Annotated in this window: 20 protein-coding genes and 3 tRNA genes; 6 read left to right on the plus strand and 17 right to left on the minus strand. The window is 69.9% G+C overall.

Annotated features, from left to right (window positions below; genetic code table 11):
• Positions 1-17 precede the first annotated feature (17 nt).
• The 10 genes from AC1DMN_RS10850 to hpt all read right to left on the minus strand — a co-directional run bounded on the left by AC1DMN_RS10850 (position 18) and on the right by hpt (position 8,944).
• Entirely contained in the window at positions 18-707 is a 690-nt protein-coding gene (locus AC1DMN_RS10850) for a DUF2520 domain-containing protein (RefSeq protein WP_441975470.1), read from the minus strand.
• On the minus strand, positions 704-2,551 hold the full coding sequence (locus AC1DMN_RS10855) for a PH domain-containing protein (RefSeq protein WP_477230536.1): 1,848 nt from the start codon (positions 2,549-2,551) through the stop codon (positions 704-706). The genes AC1DMN_RS10850 and AC1DMN_RS10855 overlap by 4 nt, the downstream gene beginning before the upstream one ends.
• Positions 2,548-3,177, minus strand: coding sequence for a PH domain-containing protein (locus AC1DMN_RS10860; protein ID WP_441975697.1), 630 nt, complete (start codon positions 3,175-3,177; stop codon positions 2,548-2,550). The genes AC1DMN_RS10855 and AC1DMN_RS10860 overlap by 4 nt, the downstream gene beginning before the upstream one ends.
• 151 nt (positions 3,178-3,328) lie before the next feature.
• Positions 3,329-3,844, minus strand: a complete 516-nt coding sequence (locus tag AC1DMN_RS10865; RefSeq protein WP_440734998.1) for a DUF3180 domain-containing protein — start codon at positions 3,842-3,844, stop codon at positions 3,329-3,331.
• The gene (folK, locus tag AC1DMN_RS10870; protein WP_440734997.1) at positions 3,841-4,395 is read right to left on the minus strand and encodes a 2-amino-4-hydroxy-6-hydroxymethyldihydropteridine diphosphokinase; all 555 of its coding nucleotides are present in this window, start codon (positions 4,393-4,395) and stop codon (positions 3,841-3,843) included. Before folK ends, AC1DMN_RS10865 begins: the two co-directional genes overlap by 4 nt.
• A complete protein-coding gene (gene folB, locus AC1DMN_RS10875; protein ID WP_440734996.1) occupies positions 4,392-4,784 on the minus strand; it encodes a dihydroneopterin aldolase in 393 nt (130 codons plus the stop codon). Before folB ends, folK begins: the two co-directional genes overlap by 4 nt.
• Positions 4,785-4,850: 66 nt before the next feature.
• Positions 4,851-5,642, minus strand: coding sequence for a dihydropteroate synthase (folP, locus tag AC1DMN_RS10880; RefSeq protein ID WP_477384208.1), 792 nt, complete (start codon positions 5,640-5,642; stop codon positions 4,851-4,853).
• Positions 5,639-6,247, minus strand: coding sequence for a GTP cyclohydrolase I (gene folE, locus AC1DMN_RS10885; RefSeq protein ID WP_440734994.1), 609 nt, complete (start codon positions 6,245-6,247; stop codon positions 5,639-5,641). The genes folP and folE overlap by 4 nt, the downstream gene beginning before the upstream one ends.
• A 3-nt stretch (positions 6,248-6,250) precedes the next feature.
• Positions 6,251-8,254 (minus strand): ATP-dependent zinc metalloprotease FtsH, encoded by a 2,004-nt coding sequence (ftsH, locus tag AC1DMN_RS10890; protein ID WP_477384210.1) that lies wholly within the window; start codon positions 8,252-8,254, stop codon positions 6,251-6,253.
• Positions 8,255-8,392: 138 nt separating this feature from the next.
• Positions 8,393-8,944 (minus strand): hypoxanthine phosphoribosyltransferase, encoded by a 552-nt coding sequence (hpt, locus tag AC1DMN_RS10895; RefSeq protein ID WP_440734992.1) that lies wholly within the window; start codon positions 8,942-8,944, stop codon positions 8,393-8,395.
• 120 nt (positions 8,945-9,064) lie between these two features.
• On the opposite strand from hpt, the gene AC1DMN_RS10900 reads away from it, so the two are divergent.
• Positions 9,065-9,670 carry a DUF937 domain-containing protein gene (locus AC1DMN_RS10900; RefSeq protein WP_477230538.1) on the plus strand — a complete coding sequence of 202 codons (606 nt, stop codon included), beginning with the start codon at positions 9,065-9,067 and terminating at the stop codon, positions 9,668-9,670.
• 66 nt (positions 9,671-9,736) lie between these two features.
• On the opposite strand, the gene tilS is transcribed toward AC1DMN_RS10900, so the two are convergent.
• Entirely contained in the window at positions 9,737-10,726 is a 990-nt protein-coding gene (gene tilS, locus AC1DMN_RS10905) for a tRNA lysidine(34) synthetase TilS (protein ID WP_477230539.1), read from the minus strand.
• 161 nt (positions 10,727-10,887) lie between these two features.
• On the opposite strand from tilS, the gene ppa reads away from it, so the two are divergent.
• Entirely contained in the window at positions 10,888-11,379 is a 492-nt protein-coding gene (ppa, locus tag AC1DMN_RS10910; RefSeq protein WP_440734989.1) for an inorganic diphosphatase, read from the plus strand.
• 106 nt (positions 11,380-11,485) lie between these two features.
• On the opposite strand, the gene AC1DMN_RS10915 is transcribed toward ppa, so the two are convergent.
• Positions 11,486-12,841: a peptidoglycan DD-metalloendopeptidase family protein gene (locus AC1DMN_RS10915; protein WP_477230540.1), complete on the minus strand. Its 1,356-nt coding sequence runs from the start codon at positions 12,839-12,841 to the stop codon at positions 11,486-11,488.
• Between the two features lie 256 nt (positions 12,842-13,097).
• On the opposite strand from AC1DMN_RS10915, the gene AC1DMN_RS10920 reads away from it, so the two are divergent.
• The 3 genes from AC1DMN_RS10920 to AC1DMN_RS10930 all read left to right on the plus strand — a co-directional run bounded on the left by AC1DMN_RS10920 (position 13,098) and on the right by AC1DMN_RS10930 (position 13,422).
• Positions 13,098-13,170, plus strand: a tRNA-Glu gene (locus AC1DMN_RS10920).
• Between the two features lie 27 nt (positions 13,171-13,197).
• Positions 13,198-13,271, plus strand: a tRNA-Asp gene (locus tag AC1DMN_RS10925).
• A 78-nt stretch (positions 13,272-13,349) separates the two neighbouring features.
• Positions 13,350-13,422: transfer RNA gene (locus AC1DMN_RS10930), tRNA-Phe, on the plus strand.
• A gap of 184 nt (positions 13,423-13,606) precedes the next feature.
• Here AC1DMN_RS10930 and AC1DMN_RS10935 read toward each other — a convergent pair.
• The 4 genes from AC1DMN_RS10935 to AC1DMN_RS10950 form a co-directional block, all read right to left on the minus strand.
• Entirely contained in the window at positions 13,607-14,776 is a 1,170-nt protein-coding gene (locus AC1DMN_RS10935) for a Cmx/CmrA family chloramphenicol efflux MFS transporter (RefSeq protein WP_477230541.1), read from the minus strand.
• A gap of 245 nt (positions 14,777-15,021) precedes the next feature.
• On the minus strand, positions 15,022-15,306 hold the full coding sequence (locus tag AC1DMN_RS10940; RefSeq protein ID WP_477230542.1) for a hypothetical protein: 285 nt from the start codon (positions 15,304-15,306) through the stop codon (positions 15,022-15,024).
• Positions 15,303-15,542 (minus strand): hypothetical protein, encoded by a 240-nt coding sequence (locus AC1DMN_RS10945; RefSeq protein ID WP_477230543.1) that lies wholly within the window; start codon positions 15,540-15,542, stop codon positions 15,303-15,305. The genes AC1DMN_RS10940 and AC1DMN_RS10945 overlap by 4 nt, the downstream gene beginning before the upstream one ends.
• A 194-nt stretch (positions 15,543-15,736) precedes the next feature.
• The gene (locus tag AC1DMN_RS10950; RefSeq protein WP_477230544.1) at positions 15,737-16,393 is read right to left on the minus strand and encodes a response regulator; all 657 of its coding nucleotides are present in this window, start codon (positions 16,391-16,393) and stop codon (positions 15,737-15,739) included.
• Positions 16,394-16,751: 358 nt separating this feature from the next.
• Between AC1DMN_RS10950 and AC1DMN_RS10955 the strand changes: the two genes are divergently transcribed.
• Positions 16,752-17,885 (plus strand): sensor histidine kinase, encoded by a 1,134-nt coding sequence (locus AC1DMN_RS10955; RefSeq protein ID WP_440734984.1) that lies wholly within the window; start codon positions 16,752-16,754, stop codon positions 17,883-17,885.
• 382 nt (positions 17,886-18,267) lie between these two features.
• Here the strand turns inward: AC1DMN_RS10955 and AC1DMN_RS10960 are convergent, their stop codons facing one another.
• On the minus strand, positions 18,268-18,771 hold the full coding sequence (locus tag AC1DMN_RS10960; RefSeq protein WP_477230545.1) for a MarR family winged helix-turn-helix transcriptional regulator: 504 nt from the start codon (positions 18,769-18,771) through the stop codon (positions 18,268-18,270).
• Positions 18,772-18,833 lie beyond the last annotated feature (62 nt).

Raw genomic sequence — 18,833 nt, forward strand, 5'->3', positions numbered from 1 at the left:
ACATACGCAGCGCAGCGTCAGAGCGGATCGCCCGTGGAGACCTCGCGCAGCGCCCTGTCGAAGGTCGAGGAGACGAGCGCCGACAGGTATCCGCCCGGGTTCTCCACACCGATCCCGCGCAGGATCCCGGTCGCCTGCCCGACGATCGAGCGTGCGAACTCCGAGGCCGTCGAGATGGCCTCGGCATAGGCCGGCCGATCCGCTTCCTCGATGACCACCGGCTCGCAGCCGAGCTCGACCGCGAGCGCCTGGGCGATCGGCAGCACCATCGCCGGCGCCGTCACCGCGGCGTACGAGGCGTGCAGCTGGCGCAGATCGAGCGTGGTGCCCGTGAACGAGATCGCCGGATGCACGGCGAGCGGGATCGCACCGCTGCGCACCGCCGGCTCCAGCACATCCGTGCCGTAGGCGGGGTCGGTGTGCAGCACGAGCTGCCCCGGCTGCCAGGCGCCGACCTCGGCGAGGCCCGCCACCAGTCCGGGCAGCTGGTCGTGCGGCACCGCGATCACGACGAGCTGCGACGCACGCACGAGGTCGGGTGCGCCCATCACGGCAACACCCGGGAGCACCGCGGTCGCCCGGTCCGGGTCGGACCCCGCGGTGATGCCGACGAGGGCGTGGCCGGCACCGCCCAGAGCGGCACCGATCACCGGCCCCACATGGCCCGCACCGATGATGCCGACGTTGAGGCGCCCCGCGCGGGTCATGCGGCACCGTCCGCGGATCCGCCCAGGCTTGAAGATCCGCCCGACCCAGCGGATCCGCCCAGCCCAGCGGGGAGTCCGTGCCCGGCCGGGAGACTGTCTCCGGCCGGCAGGCTGTCGCCGGCGGGGCCATATCCGGCTGGAAGACCGTGGCTTGCGGGCGCCGGGTCGTGCTCTTCGGCCCAGCGGTGCGCCCGGTCCGCGGCGGCCGCGCGCGCGGCCTCCACCGACAGCGTGTTCAGCATGCCGAGCAGCGCCTGGCTGTCCAGCCCCGAGACATCGCCCCGCACAGGGCCGACGGCGGAGTGCGCCTGAGCCTTGGCGACGCCCTGCGCCCGGTCGATCGGGCCCTGGTGCAGCGAGAAGCCCTGCAGCCGTGCGAGCGGGAACACGGCCAGTTGCCGCCAGATCCGGCCGCGGCGCAGCAGCAGCGCGAAGTCGGTGAGGGCGGCGCCGTGCCGGCGCCAGGACAGTGGTCGCCGCCACCAGGCGCGCGGCGGGATCGTCGTGTACGGGTCGTCGGCGACGGGGCCGAGCACGCCCTGCTCCCAGATCAGCGGCAGCACGTCGGCGGGGACGTCGGGCAGGATCAGCCCGAGCACGCGCTCCACATCCGCGCGGGCACCCACCGGCAGCACGATGTTGAACTGCTGCGCCTGGCTGGACTGCTGCTGGGACGCGGCCTTGCCGCTCATCCGGTTGATCCGCACCGACCACCAGCCGAACGGCCGCCACAGCAGCGGCTGCATCACCTCGACGGCGAAGATGCGCCCGGGCGGGATCGTCTCCGTCACGGTCGTGAACAGGCCGAACGTGATGCGCACGCCGTCCGGTGTGGGGGCGATCGAGTAACGCAGCGCTCGCGCGATCCTGCTCCAGGTCACCGCGATGGCACCGAGCAGCAGCGGGATGCCCATCGCCAGCGCGATGCCGATCGCGACCGCGCCGCCGGCCGGCCCCGCATCGGCGAGCACCGCGGGCAGGGTGCCGATCATGCCGGCGACGAAGATCACCGCGAACAGTGCGAGCCACGTGAGTCCGGACAGCACRTGCGARCCSACGAGACGCCCGGTGGGGATCCGCAGCACGTGCTCCGGTGCGACGTCATCGAGGTCGACGCCGGCGATCAGCCCGGTGACGCCGGCGTCCATCGACGCCGCGAGCTGCGCGCGCATCGTGCGCGCAGCTGCCGGATCCCCTCCGCGCGTCGCGTCGCGGGCGTGCCGTGCCCCGGAGGCGAGGCGCAGGATGTCGGCGCGCACGGACTCGGCCTTCGCCGTGGAGAGGTATTCCAGCGGCACGTTCGCATCGTTGCCCGCACCGTCGACCTCGAGCTTGGCCAGCCCGATCAGGCGCGCGGGGAACGGACGGGTGAGGTTCACGCCCTGCACCCGGTCGAGCGGCGCACGGCGGTGCGAGCGGAAGATCACGCCCTTGCGCACCTCGACGTGCGCCTCGGTGATGCGGAAGTCGTGGAAGCGCCACATCAGCCAGAACATCGCCACGAGCAGCACCGCCAGGGCGAGCACGCCCAGCAGCACCACCAGCACCAGGTTGTTGTTCAGCACCCAATCGACGGGGTCGCCCCCGAACTCGGGCACCCGCGCCGGCGTGAACATCGAGATGAACCAGTACACGATCTTCTCGCGCAGGTTCGCGATCAGGTATCCGATCACGATCACCAGTACCAGGCCGCCCTTCATGAGCGGCGTGAGCGGGTGCATCCGGTGCCAGTCGCCATCGGCCAGCGAGGGCGTGCCGGGCGCCTGTGCGGGCGGGCTCCCCCAGGAAGCGACCTGCCCCGGCGCGGGGGGCGAGCCGTACGGCGGCTGCTCGGGCGCGCTCACAGGCCCGTCCGGCGCATCTCGGCGACGTCGATGAGAGTGTCGCGCAGCGACTCCGCCGCGTCCTCGGTCATGCCGGGGATCTCGACGCCGGTGGTCGCGGCGGCCGTGACGAGCTTGAGCTTGGCGATCCCGAACGCCCGGTCGACCGGCCCGCGGGTGATGTCGACGAGCTGCATGCGTCCATACGGCACCGCGATCATGCGCTGCCACAGGATCCCGCGCCGGAAGACGATGTCGTCGGCGCGCAGCATGTAGCCGATCGCCCTCGCCTGCCGCGGCAGAATCACGAGCTCGAACAGGACCACGACAGCGATCACGCCCGCCACCGTCCAGGCCCACGGCCAGGGCTGGGCGAGCAGGGTCGTGGCGGCGTACGCGCCGACCGCGATCACCGCGAGCAGGAGGATGCGCAGCAGCACCTCGGCGATCACGTACTTCGGCGAGATCTGGTGCCATACGCCGTCCAGCGCAAGCGCGCCGCGGGCCGTCGGCGTGCGCAGGGCCGGATAGGTGCCGTCGTCGAGCACCGGGGCAGCGGCGGGTGCCGCGTGCACGGGCACCGGGATCCCGGCCGGTGCGGGAGCGGATCCGGGCTGAGCCGGGGGCGCGTAGGCGGGCTGTGCCATGGGCGCGGAGTTGAGCTGTCCCGGCAGCGGGTAGGCGGGGTACGCCAGTGCCTCTGCGGGTGCCTGCGGGGGAACCGGATCCGCGACGGGCCCGGACTGAGCGGCGGCGGCCTGGGCGCGCGCCTGTGCACGCGTCGGCGGCGCGGCGGCGTCAGAGCCCGGGTTCTGCGGCGGTTCGGGGATGGTCGTCATCGTCGTCCTCCAGGCGCGGCCCGTCGTGGCCGTCGGGGTCGTGGGGCCCGTTTCCGGGCAGCAGGCAGAAGCTCTCCGCGATCACCGCCGCGATCGTGAGCACGAGCGCGGCGACGGCTGTCGCGATGATCGAGCCTATCGGCGGGGTGATCGGACGCGAGAGCAGATAGGCCCCCAGGCCGACGGCGAAGCCGGTGATCCCTGCTCCGACCAGGCTCGAGGCCCTCGCGAGCATCGCGATCCGCACAGCGTGGAACGGGTTGACGCGTGGCAGCGACGCCGACCGTGTGCTGCGCCGGATCGGCCACGCCAGCGCGAGCACGGCGATGGCCAGCAGCACGAGGAAGATCGGCAGCAGGATGGCCGGGGCGAAGGTGGCTCTGCCGGCGGTGGTCAGCGCGTGGTCGAGCAGGAACCCGGCCGCCGCACCGGCGAGCGCGAGCACCAACAGCACCACCGGGGAGATCCGCTTCATGAGTCGTCCTCGAGCGCAGCCAGCAGGTCGGAGACCCGCCCGCGTCCCGGCAGCACCGCATCAGGATCCACGTCGAGCCACGGCGCCAGCACGAACGCGCGCTCGAACGCGCGCGGGTGCGGCAGCAGCAGGTGCTCGTCGTCGCTGCGGACGTCGCCGTACGCGATCAGGTCGAGGTCGAGAGTGCGGTCGCCCCAGCGCTCGGCGCGGATGCGACCGTGCTCCTCCTCGATCGCGTGCAGCATGCCGAGCAGCACCTGCGGGGCGAGCCGAGTGGTGACGATCGCGACGGCGTTCGCGAACTCCGGAGCATCCGGATCCGGTCCCTCCAGCCGCACCGCGACCGTGCGGAAGACCTTCGAGACGCGTACGTCGTCCACGAGGGGCAGCCGGCGGATCGCGCGCACCGCCTCATCGATGGTCGAGGTGGTGTCGCCGAGGTTGGAGCCGAGAGCGACGACGGCTTCGACCGGCTCCTCCTCGGGGCGCGGATCGATGACAGGGAGCCTGCGGCCGCGCGGGACGGGCGGGATCGGGTGCGTCGGCGTCATCCTTCGCTCCATTCGCGCTGCGCGTGGCTCACGCGCTGCACCGTCACCGACACGTCGGCGAAGGTCAGCGGGATCGGCGCGTGCGGCTTGTGCACGGTGACCTCGACGCCGTGGATCCGCTCGTCCTCCATCACCACGTCCGCGATGCGAGTGGCGAGCGTCTCCAGCAGGTTGACCGGCTCGCCTGCGACGACGGCAGCGACCCGCTCGGCGAGCTCGCCGTAATGCACGGTGTCGGCGACGTCGTCGCTGATCGCGGCCTGACGCACCGACAGGTGCAGACTCAGGTCGACGATGAAGTCCTGGCCGTTCTCGCGCTCATGGTCGAACACGCCGTGCCGCCCGAACACGGTCAACCCGGTCAGCGTGATCGTGTCGAGGAAGTCCATGCCCCCAGCCTACGGCGGCGGGACGACAAGGCTCGCGGATGTCCGCGGCAGGCGAAGCGCGGGCGCTCAGCCGTCCCAGGCGCCGAGCACGGCGAGCGCGTCGCGCGTCCCGGCGACGTCGTGCACCCGCACGGCCCAGGCCCCGGCGCGCGCCGCGAGCACACTCGTCACGGCCGTCGCGAGATCCTTGCGCGCCTCTTCGGCGTCAGCGCCCAGCGCGTCGGCGAGGAAACGCTTGCGCGAGGTGCCCACGAGCACGCGCGGCCCGAGCGCGACGACGTCGGCAAGCTCGCGCAGCAGCTCCCAGTTCTGGCCGGCGGTCTTCGCGAAGCCCACCCCGGGGTCCACGATGATCCGCGAGGGCGCGATGCCCGCAGATGCCGCCGCCTCGACGCGCTCGCGCAACTCGGTCGCCACCTCGCGTCCCACCCGGGAGTACTCGGCGCGTGCGTACATGTCCGACGAGGGACCGCGCCAGTGCCCCAGCGCGATGTCGGCGCCCGTTTCGGCGACGGCCGCGAGCATCTCCGGATCCGCGAGTCCACCCGAAACGTCGTTGACGATGCGTGCTCCCGCGCGCACCGCCGCGACCGCGGTGGCGGCGTTCAGGGTGTCCACGCTCACCGGGATCCCCTCCGCGGCGAGGCGCTCGATGACCGGCAGCACGCGGCGCTGCTCCTCGGCGACGGACACCCGCACCGCACCGGGCCGGGTGGACTCCCCGCCGATGTCGAGCACGTCGGCCCCCTGCGCGCGCAGCAGCACGCCGTGCCCGACCGCAGGGTCGGGCACGGCATAGCGCCCGCCGTCGCTGAACGAGTCGGGGGTGGTGTTGACGATCCCCCAGATCGCGGTCATGCGCCGCCGAGCCCTGAGGCCGTCGAAGAGCCGATCAGCGCGATCAATTCGGCGCGCGCGACCGGATCCGTGTATACACCGCGGGCCGCGATCGTGAGAGTCGACGCCTCGGTCTGACGTCCACCGCGCATGGTGACGCAGCCGTGCACCGCGTCCATCACCACGAGCACACCCTGCGCATCGAGGTGGGAGGCGATCGCATCCGCGACCTGCTCGCCGAGCCGCTCCTGCACCTGCGGACGCGACGCGAGGATCTCGACCACCTTCACGAGGGCGCCGAGCCCCACCACGTGCTCGCCCGGCAGGTACGCGATGTGCGCGTGCCCGGCGAACGGGAGCAGATGATGCTCGCACACCGAACGGAACCGGATCCCGCGCAGCAGCACGGCGCCCGACGGCAGCGTGTCGGGGGCGGGGCCGTGCGAGACGCTGATCGTGTGTGCGAGGGGAGCCCCCGGATCCTCACCGAGTCCGGCGAAGAACTCGACGTAGAGGTCAGCCATCCGCGCCGGGGTCTGCTTCAGCCCAGGGCGCTCCGGATCCTCACCGATCGCGAGCAGCAGCTCACGGGTCAGGCTCGCGACGCGATCCCGATCGACGGCCATCGCTCAGGCCGTCGCGGGGCGCGGCTTCCCGCCGCCCGCGGTGCCCGGCCGGCGCTCCGTCGACGGCTGCGCCGCCTCGGTCGCCGCCGCACCGACCTCGACACCGCGCTGCGGCATCTCGATCGGGGGCAGCAGCGACACCGGACGGTCCTCGCTGGACAGCCACTGCGGACGCTCGGGGAGCTTGCGGATCTCGGTGAAGATCTCCGCGATCTGGTTGTGATCCAGGGTCTCCTTCTCGAGCAGCTCGCGGGCGAGCTTGTCGAGGATGTCGCGGTTGGCGCTGATCACCTCGTACGCCTCGTTGTGCGCCTGCTCGATGAGCGCGCGCACCTGCGTGTCCACCCGCTCGGCGATCGTCTCGGAGTATTCGCGCCCTCGGCCCATGTCGCGGCCGGCGAACGGCTCGCCGCCCTCGGTGCCGAGCTTGACCGGACCGAGGTCGGTGGTCATGCCGTACTCCAGCACCATCTTGCGGGCGATGGACGTGGCCTTCTCGATGTCGTTCGACGCGCCCGTGGTCGGGTCGTGGAACACGATCTCCTCGGAGACGCGGCCGCCCATCGCGTAGGTGAGCTGGTCCTGCAGCTCGTTGCGGGTCACCGAGTACTTGTCGTCCAACGGCAGCACCATCGTGTAGCCGAGGGCCTTTCCGCGCGGCAGGATCGTGATCTTGGTGACCGGGTCGGTGTAGTTCATCRCCGCCGCCGCGAGCGCGTGGCCGCCCTCGTGGTAMGCCGTGATGAGCTTCTCCTTGTCCTTCATCACGCGGGTGCGGCGCTGCGGGCCGGCGATGACGCGGTCGATGGCCTCGTCGAGAGCGCGGTTGTCGATCAGCTGCGCGTTCGAGCGCGCCGTCAGCAGCGCGGCCTCGTTCAGCACGTTCGCCAGGTCGGCGCCGGTGAAGCCAGGCGTCTTGCGGGCGACGACCTCGAGGTCGACGCCATTCGCGAGCGGCTTGCCCTTCGCGTGCACCTCGAGGATGTGCTGGCGGCCCTTGAGGTCGGGGGCGTCCACGCCGATCTGCCGGTCGAAGCGGCCGGGGCGAAGCAGCGCGGGGTCGAGGATGTCGGGGCGGTTCGTCGCCGCGATCACGATGACGTTCGCGTTCGGGTCGAAGCCGTCCATCTCGACGAGCATCTGGTTCAGCGTCTGCTCGCGCTCGTCGTTGCCGCCACCGAGGCCCGCACCGCGGTGCCGGCCGACGGCGTCGATCTCGTCGATGAAGATGATCGCGGGGGCGTTCTCCTTGGCCTGCGTGAACAGGTCACGCACGCGGGAGGCGCCGACGCCGACGAACATCTCGACGAAGTCGGATCCGGAGATCGAGTAGAACGGGGCGCCGGCCTCACCGGCGACGGCGCGGGCGAGCAGGGTCTTGCCTGTTCCGGGAGGGCCGTACAGCAGCACGCCCTTCGGGATCCGCGCGCCGATGGCCTGGAACTTGCCCGGATCCTGCAGGAACTCCTTGATCTCGTGAAGCTCCTCGATGGCCTCGTCCGCACCCGCCACGTCAGCGAACGTGACGGTCGGGTTCTCCTTGCTCACGAGCTTCGCGCGGGACTTGCCGAACTGCATGATCTTGCTGTTGCCGCCCTGGGCGCTGGACAGCAGCCACCAGAAGAGCAGGCCGAGCAGCACCATGGGGATCAGAATCGACAGGAAGCCGTCGAACCAGCTCGCCTTCGGCACCGCGTCGTTGTAGCCGTCCTTGGGCGCGGCGTCGTCGATCGCCTTCACCACGTCGGCCGCGCGGGCCTGCACGTAGTAGAACTGCACCGCCTTGGAGCCCTTGTACTCCTCGGACAGCGTCATGTCCACGCGCTGGTCGCCGTCGGTGTTGACGACCTTCGTGACGCTCCCCTTCTTCAGCAGGTCGAGACCCTCCTGGGTCGAGACCTGCGAGGAGGATCCGAGGTTGCTGATCAGCAGAAAACCGCCGACCAGGAACAGGCCGATCAGCACCACATAGGTCAGCCAACTGCGCGTGATCTTCTTGACATCCATGATCAGATCAGCGTAGCGCGAGAGACTTGAGGCCCTCCTGGGGATTCGCCCACGGCGTACCTGCCGCTCGGTCCCTGACCCTGTCGAAGGGATATCCCGCGAGAGGGCGCTTCGACGGGCTCAGCGACCGGCAGGACCTTACGCGTACACGTGCGGCGCCAGCACCGCGACGTCGCGCAGGTTGCGGTAGCGCTCGGCGTAGTCGAGGCCGTAGCCGACCACGAACTCCGGCGGGATGTCGAAGCCGACGTACTTGCAGTCGATCACGACCTTGGCCGCCTCGGGCTTGCGCAGCAGCGCGAGCACCTCGATCGACGCGGCGCCGCGGGAGGCGAAGTTCTCCAGCAGCCAGCTCAGGGTCAGGCCGGAGTCGATGACGTCCTCGACGATGAGCACGTGCTTGCCGTGCAGGTCGGTGTCGAGGTCCTTGCGGATCTGCACGACACCGCTCGAGCGCGTGCTCGCACCGTAGCTCGACACCGCCATCCAGTCCATCGGCGCCGAGAACGGCAGCGCCCGGGCGAAGTCGGCCATGACCATGACGGCGCCCTTGAGCACTCCGATCAGCAGCAGATCCTTGCCCGCGTAGTCTTCGGCGACTCGCGCCGCGAGCTCATCGAGCTTGGCGCGGATCTCCTCCTCTGTGACGAGGATGTCGGTCAGGTCGTCGGGGATGTCCGCAGCGCGCATGCATCGATTTTACGGGACCGGATCCGTTCTCCCGCAGGAGTGCCGCGCCCGCTACTGTGAGCGGAGAGGCGGGGTTGCGCTTGGGGGAACCGAGCCCCCGTCGCGGACGGAAGGAGTCCCATGGACATCGACGAGATCCTCAACCAGGTGCCGATCGGCGACATCGCGCAGAAGCTCGGCGTCAGCGAGGACGTCGCGCGGCAGGCGGTGCAAGAAGGCGGCGCCGCTCTGCTCGGAGGCCTTGCCAAGAACGCCGAGACCCCGGAAGGCTCCTCCGCGATCGAAGCGGCCCTCGCCAAGCACGACGGCTTCTCCGGCGCGGCATCGGTGGACGACATCGACGAGGCCGACGGTCAGAAGATCGTCTCGCACGTTTTCGGCGACAGCGCCGACCAGGTCGCGCAGACCCTGACGAACGATCAGAAGACGGCCGGCATCGACTTCGGCAAGCTGCTCCCGATCCTCGCCCCGATCGTGATGGGGCTCATCGCGAACAGCCAGAAGGGCTCCTCGGCGGGCGGCAGCGGCGGTGGTCTCGGCGACATCCTGGGCGGCCTGCTCGGCGGCGGCCAGCAGCAGGGCTCCTCCGCCGGTGGCGGCGGGCTCGGCAGCATCCTCGGCGGCCTCGGCGGCCTGTTCGGCGGCGGTCAGGGTTCCGCGGCCGGCGGCGCGGGCGGCATCGACATCGGCGGCCTTCTCGGCGGCCTTCTCGGCGGCAAGAAGTAGCGCGACGGCAAGACCGTTCCATGGAACGCGGCGTCCTCCGGGCGTCGCGTTCCGTCGTCCGCGGCGCTAGCGGGCGGCGAACACGATGCGGCCGCCGACACGGGCGACCGTGCAACCGGGCAGGTCGAGCGGACCCTGGCCCGACCAGTCGGTCACCAGGCGCGCGACCTCGACGGTCTGCGTGCGGGTCAGGCCGACACCGAACTCGCTCTGCACGACGAGGCGGATCACGCGGTTGCGCAGCGCCGCCGGGTTCGCGGCGAGGGCCGTGGCGCTGACGGAGATCCCTGCTTCAGCGTGCTCCACGATGTCCTCGATGGTCTCGTGGATCATCTCGTCGAACGCTTCCGCGTCCTCACGCAGTTGTTCGGCGGTGCGGGCGAGCGCCTCGGCGATACCCGGCCCCAGCTCGGCTTCGAGCACCGGCAGTACGCGTTCGCGGGCCCGCACGCGCAGGTAGCGGGGGTCGGCGTTGTGCGGATCATCCCAGGGCTCGAGCCCCTCCGCTGCGCAGGCGGTCCGCGTCGTCTCACGGCGCACGGCGAGCAGCGGGCGGATCCACGTGGTGTCGTCCTCATCGACGCGTACGGGAGCCATGCCCTGCAGACTGCCGGCGCCGGATCCCCTCGCCAAGCCGAGCAGCACCGTCTCCGCCTGGTCGTCGAGCGTGTGCCCGAGCAGCACGGGCCCCTCCTCGCGCTGCGCGATCCGGCGCAGCGCGGCGTAACGAGCGGTCCGCGCGTCGGCCTCCGGCCCCTCCCCCGCCTCCGCCACGACGACGCGCTCCACCAGCGCCTCGATGCCGAGCGCCGCCGCCTTCGCCGCTGCCTCGGCCGCGACGCGGTCGGATCCGGCCTGCAGACCGTGATCGACCGTGACGCTCCGCACGCTGATCCCCGCGGCTCGCGCCTCGAACGCGGTCGCCGCGGCGAGCGCCAGGGAGTCGGCGCCCCCGGAGAGCGCCACGATCACGGTGCTCGGTCGTTCGGGCAGCGCCGCCAGCGCAGTGCGCACAGCACGTCGGATCTCGGCGACGGCGGGAGAGAGGGAGGGCACGCTCCCACGCTACCCGGACCGGTTCTCGGCCGCCCTCTGCACGGGCGACGGTCGCGCACCGCTGCGCGCGACGCCGGTGAGCGCGGGGCCCACGCGCGAGGATCCTTACGCGAAGTAGGCTTGTGCGCGGCATCCAACCGTCTTTTCTGAGGAGCACACGCATGGGCGCACACGACGCCGTCATCGAGATCCCGCGCGGCAGCCGCGTGAAGTACGAGGTCGACCACGAGACCGGACGAGTGCACCTCGACCGCGTGCTCTACACGACCTTCGGCTACCCGGCCGACTACGGCTACTTCGACAACACCCTCGGCGAGGACGGCGACCCGCTGGACGTGCTGGTGCTGCTCGACCAGGCCATCTTCCCCGGTGTGGTCGTGAACGTGCGCCCCGTCGCGGTGCTGAAGATGAGCGACGAGGCTGGTGGCGACGACAAGCTCGTCGCCGTGCTGAGCAAGGACCCGCGCTGGTCGCACATCCAGGACGTCGACGACCTGGCCGAGTACACGAAGAAGGAGATCTCGCACTTCTTCGAGCACTACAAGGACCTCGAGCCCAACAAGTGGGTCAAGGTCGACGCCTGGGGCGACGCCTCCGAGGCGCAGCGGATCCTCGACGAGGCCATCGAGCGCTTCGCCAACGAAGGCCACTGACCCGTTCCGGTCCCTGAGGTTCTCGAAGGGACCGAACGCCAGATACGCAGAAGACCCCCGGCGCCGCTCAGCGGCCCGGGGGTCTTCTTGCGTGAGGATCCGAGGATCAGCCCATGTTGACGCCCTGGCCCTCCATGAAGCTGATCGGGTTGATCGGATAGTCGTCCTGGTACACCTCGAAATGCAGGTGGCAGCCGAAGGATCCGCCGGTGTTGCCTGCGTAGGCGATCACGTCGCCGGCATTGACCCACTCGCCGGGATAGACGTTGAACCCGCCGTACTCGATGTGACCGTAACCCGTTCCCATCCCGGAGCCGTCGTTGTTCTCGATCCGGATGTAGTTGCCGTAGCCGCCGTAGTACCAGGCCATCGACACACTGCCCGAGTGCGCGGCGTAGATCGGCGAGCCGCAGCTGCCGTCGGCGAGGTCGACGCCCTCGTGGAAGCTCGACGAGCAGCCGTTGGAGTTGCAGTCGGGCACGCGGGGACCGTAGCCGGAGGACTGGTAGCCGCCGAACGGACGCACCCAGCCGCCGCTGCCGGCCGATGGGCTCCCRCCGCCACCGCCGCCACCGTTCTGGCGAGCAGCCTCTGCGGCGGCCTGGCGAGCCGCCTCCGCCGCGGCCTCTGCAGCCGCACGAGCGGCTTCGCCAGCCTGGTAGCCCGCGACCGTCTTGGCTGTCGTGTCCTGCAGCGAGGCGAGCTGCGCCTGCAGCTGGCCGAGGTGAGTCTGCTGATCGTTGAGCGCAGCCTGGGCGGCTTCCGCCGCCGCTTGCGCCGCCTTGAGCTTGTCCTGCGCGACCTGGGACAGGCGGTCGCGCTCGGCCCGTGCCGCGGTGGCCTGATCCGTCAGCGACTGCGCGGTGTTCTTGGCCACCACGGCCTTGTCATAGATGGCCTGCGTGCCGGAGAGCACGCGGTCCATCTGGCCGAGGCGCTGCAGCAGCTCGTCGGTCTTGGTCGTGGACTTCGAGAAGAACAGCTGCAGGGCCGTGGTGTCGCCGCCGTCGCGCGACAGCTGCGCGGCGATCTGGCCGGCCCTGCTGGCGCTGTCGTCGGCGATCTTCTTCTGCGCGTCGGCCTGGGCCTGCAGATCGTCGGTACGACGGGCCTGCTCGTTCGCGGCCTGCTGCGCAGCGAACGCCTCGTTGCTCGCAGCATCGGCAGCGGCCTTGGTCGTTGCCACGTTCTGCGTGAGGGTGGCGATGAGCCCCTGGATCCGACCGACCTCGTTCGCGGTCGCGTCCTCGTTGGCCTTCGCCGCCTGCACGTCGTCCCAGCTGGGGTAGTCGTCGGCGTAGGCGGCCGGAGCGCCCATGAGAAGGCCGAGGATCAGCGCACCCACGGTGGCGATGCTCAGCGCGACACCGCTGCGGCGGCGTCCGTCGCGCGCCGCGCGGGCACGCCGAACGAGCGACGCCTGTCCGGGTCGACGGGCGTCTTCGATGTTCGGATGGTTCACGCGGCTCCCTTTCGCCGGTTTCACTCATGTCACACTAACAACATCAGCCTCAATAGCAACCTTCGGATCCCGCTCGGGATCGGGAATTCTTCGGGTCGACGGCTGGTGGTCGAGCGTTCGGGGACGGGACGGGACCAACTCCCATTGTGCGCCTTGACACGCCCGGGATCCAGAGCGACGCGCTCTCGATTGGTGTTTTCCCTCAAGAACCCCTTATGCTTGAGCGTCGGCAAGGGAACCCCCGAGGTTCGCCTCCGGCCCCATCGTTTAGCGGCCTAGGACGCCGCCCTTTCACGGCGGTAGCACGGGTTCGAATCCCGTTGGGGTCACTCTTTCCGATACAATTTCATAGTTCTGGCCCTGTAGCGCAGTTGGTTAGCGTGCCGCCCTGTCACGGCGGAGGTCGCGGGTTCAAGTCCCGTCAGGGTCGCTCCAAGCGACAGGCCTTTCCTCGGAAAGGCCTGTCGTATAGGGCGCAGGTCAGAAGCTTCCACCTTCAGGCTTGTGCGGCTCTGTAGCTCAGTTGGTAGAGCGTTCGACTGAAAATCGAAAGGTCACCGGATCGATGCCGGTCGGAGCCACACGGGTGATCGTTACAATCACCCCAGAAACCCTCGCGTAGCTTCTACATCGCGGGGGTTTCGTCTTTTCCTGGTCACGCGCGGTTCCGCCGCTCCCTTGCTCCGACTCCGGTCGTCGAGCGAGCGCGGCTTCCGGTCGTTGAGCGAGCGAAGCGAGACGAAACGCCTCCCCCCATCGGACGGGTCAGCCCATCGCCTCCGCCATGGGTTTCATGAACACCCGCCTGGTGAGGCACATGATCACGAGAGCGCCCGCGGTCAGCGCCGCGGCGATCCATATCGGGGCGGACGGCCCGAGCCCCGTCGCGAGCCCGAGCGCACCGAGCACCGGCCCCGCGGCGGCGCCGGCGTTCAAGGCCGCGGTCGCATACGAACCGCCCAAGGTCGGCGCCCCCGATGCCGCGTACAGCACACCCGTGATCACGGTGCTGCCGACGCCGAACGACAAGAGCCCCTGGACGAGGAGCAGCACGAAAAGCATGACGGGATGCGATGCGACCGATGCCAGAGCGATCCAGCGTGTGAGCAGCAGCGGCCCGGCGACGGCGAGCACGAGACCGGGTCGTCGATCCGACAGTCGCCCCGCGATCGTGACGCCGAGGAAGGATCCGATGCCGAACATCACCAGCGCGACGGAAACCCACCCTTCGGCCAGCCCGGCCGTCTCGGTCACGACGGGCGCGAAGAAGGTGAAGGCCGCAAACGTCCCGCCATTGATCAGCGCGCCCAATGTCATGGCCAGGACGAGCCGCGGATTCGTCAACATGCTGAGCTCTGTCCGGAGCCGCGGCGCGGCCCCCGGGGTTATGGACTTGCCCGGGATGCCGCGGAGGACCCCGAAGACCGCCGGGATGCACAGGATGACGATCGACCAGAACGTCGCTCGCCAGCCGAGCACGGTGCCGAGCAGAGCCCCTGCGGGGACGCCGGCGACGGTCGCGATCGTCGTGCCTGACAGCAGGATCGACAGGGCGCGTCCCTTCTGGTCCCCCGGCACGAGCGTGGTCGCGGTGCTCAGAGCGACGGCGAGGAAGCCCGCGTTCCCGAGAGCGCTGAGCACCCGGGTGATGAGGAGAAGCGAGAACACGGGTGTCAACGCACCGATGACGTGGCTTCCGGCGAACACGAGAAGGCAGACGATCAGCGTGAGCCGAGGCGGCCAGCGGCGAGCGGAGGCCGCCATGACGGGCGCGCCCACGACCATGCCCACTGCGAACGCAGAGTTCAGCAGGCCCGCGGTGCCGACCGAGACGTCGAGTTCGGTTGCGATCGCGGGAAGCAGTCCCGCGAGCATGAATTCCGAAGTTCCCATGACGAAGACCGCCAGGGCAAGCAGATAGAGAGCAAAAGGCATCCAGTACTCCGAGGTGAGTGATCAAGAAGGGGTTCTTTCTTGTCACCACGGCCGGCTCTCCGGGCACGCCCAGACATCCACCCACGCAGATCGTGGGCGTCGTGATCAGTGACTCAGGGGGCTGGCGGTGGGACCGTCAACCCCTGACCTGTCTGACTCGGGACTCGACACGCCTCAAACCTATCGCGTATGCCGTGCGCGGATGTGGACGCCCGGTTCGACGGCCTCAGGCGCTCCGGACCGCTTCATCGCCGGCTGTCCTCGCTGATCCGAGACACGGGGCTCTCCTTCGTCGCGGATCCCGGGGCCACACCGGGGTGCGCCGTCTCGCGGAGGTAGGGGATCGAGATCACCGCGGCCACGAGCAGCGTGCATGCGACGATGAACACCGCCGGCTCCGCCCCGCCCAGGAAGCCGTTGCCCGGCACGTGCGTGAGCAGCGCCGCGAGGCGGCTCGCTCCGATGGCCGCGAAGCCTCCGGCCGCGATCAGCCCGCAGGCCAGTCGCACCCTTCTCAGAGCGGTCATCATGCCGCGGGACTCGCCGTCGGCCACATCAGTTTCAGGAAGACGGCCCCCACGCCGATGACGACGCCTGCCATGAGGAACACCTGTGCCCACAGGAGGGTCGCGGTGAAGAATGTGGAGTCGCGCTCCATGCCGACGAGCGCATATGCGGTCATGGCCGTCCCCGCGAGGACGAGCACGGCCGTGAGACCGATCGCGGCGAACGTCACCACCTTCAGCTGATGGCGAGAGTCGGGCATCTGTCATCTCCTCATGGCGTCACACCCGCCGCGGAAACCGGATCCAGGAACCGGCCCCGTCGAGGCGTGCAGACATGGCGCGAACGGGAACGCGCCTGCATCCATCGTCTCGAGCGCGCGGTTCTCGGCGATAGGACGAAGGTTCAGACATCAATGGACGAAGGTCCAACTCGGCGTTGCAGAGGGCCGAGCGCTCAGGTGAACGAGACGAGCCCCGACCGCGCGGCGCGGATCAGCACCTGGACACGATCGCGGACGCCCCACTTCGCGATGATGTTGCCGAGATGCGCCTTGACGGTCCCCTCTGAGACGTGCATCTCCAGGGCGATCTCCGCGTTGGAAAGACCCGCAGCGAGAAGGCGGACCACCTCGATCTCCCGGTCCGAGAGCGCCTCGAACTCCTCGAGCGGCTCGATCGACGGCGTTGCGGCTTCGCGGATCGAGGCGATCAGTCGGGTCGTGACCCGCGGAGACAGGACGCCGTTGCCTGCGAGCACTCCGTGCACGGCCGCGACGATGTCCTCGGGATCGGTGTCCTTGAGCAGGTAACCGGCGGCTCCCGCCCGGAGCATGGGCATGATCGACTCGATCGACCCGAACGTCGTGATCGCCAGCACCTTCGTGTCCGGCGAGTGCTCGATGATCCCTGCGGTGGCCGCGATGCCGTCAACACCCGGCATCTGCACGTCGACCAGAGCGACGTCGGGACGGAGGCGGCGCGCGGCCGCGATCGCGTGCGCGCCGTCCGGGGATTCCTCCACGACGTCGATGCCCGCGGTGGTCAGGAACACCGCGAGGGCGCGCCGCACCAGCGGGTCGTCATCGGCGATCAACGCGGTCGTCGAGGTCATCCTCAGAGACTACGCGCGCGCGTACTCGCCGAAGGTCAGAAAAGGACTGGACAGAAGTCCTGGCAGCACTGGCCGATGGTCCAATGCGCGCACTCCCGCACGGATCCAGCATGCAGACACCCGACCGAGCGACCCGACGCCCGGCTCAATCTGCGAAGGAAGTGCGCCATGTTCATCGTTGCGACCTATTCCGGAATCTGGGACTGGCTCTGCAAGACGTTCGGCATCTGCAGCTAGTGGTGGCGTCGCAGGCGAGGTGGGGCAGCGCCTCACCTCGCCTGCGACCTTCACGGCCCGGAGAGGGCGACCCACGATAATGAGGGCCATGTCTTCCGAGCCGTCGCCTCCGGTCAACCGGATGAGGAGATTGCTCCGCACGTGGGCATCGTCGCCGCTGGTGAAAGCCGAACGCCTCACGCTGCTCGCGCTGACGGCTGCGGGAGTCGCCATCAGCGTCGTCCTCGTAATCGTTTCCCCCGCGGACGATCTCGTCTCCTCCGTCTTCCAGCTCGCTCTCACGGCGGTGTTCGCCCTCTTCGTGTGGTCACCGCTCCTGGCGGTCATCATGCTGCTGTCGGCGATGTGCGTCTCCTTCGCCGTCGCCAACGAGGGCGCGACGATCGTCGCGCTCGCCGTCGCCATGGGCTGTGTGGTTCGAACCGGGACCAGGCCGCTGCTGGTGACCTTCGTCGGCGGCTTCCTGCTTTCCGCCGCGGCGGCTGCGACCTTCGCGGTACCAGGGCTCACGCTGACCAACGTCGCCGCAGCACTCGTCGTCGCCACGGTCTCCGGAGCGGTCGGGTATCTCCTCACCGTGGGATCCGCCCGCGAGCAACGACTCCAGGAGAGTCTCCGGGCGCAGGAGCAGGCCGAGCAGGAAGCGGCCTTCGCCGAGCGCCAGAGGATCGCGGACGAACTGCACGACGTCATCGCCCACGATCTCACCGTCATCGCGATGTACACCCGGGTCCTGGAACAGCCCATCGACGAAGAGCTCCGCGAACAGTCCCAGCAGACGATCCGCGACGCTGCGAACAAGGCGCTCGGCGATCTGCGCCGGGTGGTCGAGCAGGCGAAAGGTCCTGCGGTCCTCGCCGACCCGCCTCGCGAGAGCCTGGCCGGCGCACTTGAGAACGCGAGGTCGGAGTTGCACGGCGTAGGGTCCGCGCTCGTCCTGGACGGGGACCCTACGGACCCCCGCATCCCCCGCGTCATCGACGCGGCACTCGCGCGCATCGCCCGCGAGTCGATCACCAACGTGCTCAAGCACGGCGGCCGCGGGGCCGTCGAGATCGCCGTGAGAGTCTCGTCCGGCACGGTGCGGATGTCCGTGCGGAGCCCCCTGGCGGCGAAGGGCTCGCGAGAAGCGCTCCCGTCCGGCGGCTACGGCATCATGCGGATGACGGCCCGGGCGCAGCAGCTCGGGGGCGAGCTCACCGTCCGTTCCGAACACCACGCCTGGATCCTCGAGGTGCAGTTCCCCCTCGTCTGAGAACCGGAGTGGGACCGACGGGCTGGGACGGTGCTCCGCGCGACGGCAAGTCTCGGCCAGAAGTAAGGCGATCTCTAGACCTTTGGCCATTCCGGCGGGCGCGGCGCCTTGACATCCTGGGCGGGTCGATGAGCGGAGGGCTTCACGCCAGACTTCCAGGCGGCTTCGGGGGTAACGCAGCCGTCGTCCCAGGTCTCACGCTCATCGAGTCCCCGCCCGGACTTCGTGCTCGCCGTCACCCCATTGCGGACGACACGAAGGACGGCCTGGACCGACTGGAGGACATGCGGGGAGGAACGTCAGGCTCCTCCCCGCATCCACGCGCCTCCCGAGCAGTCCCAAGTGCGCCGCCTGAGCCGCAGCGCCCCGAAGGCCGGGCCAGTCAGTCGCGCGCTTCGAAGTGCGCGAGCCACCCCGCCAGCGTCGTCTCCAGCGCCGCCCGCTCCGACGCGGGCACCATCGCCAGCAGGCGCTGCTCGTTCGCGACATGATCGGCGAAGGCGGCGTCGATCAGCGCCTTGCCCTCCGCCGTCAGGGCGATGACGCGGCCCCGTGCGTCGCCGGATCCGACCCGGCGGGTGACGAGCCCCGCTCCTTCGAGTCTGTCGATGCGCTTGGACATCCCGCCGCTCGTGATCATCGTCGAGGCGGCGAGGTCCGTGGGGCTGGCCTCGTACGGCGCCCCGGAACGGCGCAGCGCCGCCATCACGTCGAAGTCGCCCTCGGAGAGTCCGTGGCGGCGGTAGACCCCGACGAGCTCCTCGGTCAGGGACAGAGCCAGGCGGTGCAGACGCCCGATCGTGCCGATCGGCGTCACGTCGAGGTCTGGGCGCTCCCGCCGCCACGCCTGCTGGATCCGTGTCACCTGGTCATCGATGTCCGCCACCCCTTCACTATATCTTCCAAGGAAGCTATAGTGTCTTCCGTGGAAACTAATCGGAGATGGCT

The sequence above is a fragment of the Microbacterium sp. 01T413_2 genome, assembly GCF_056398985.1.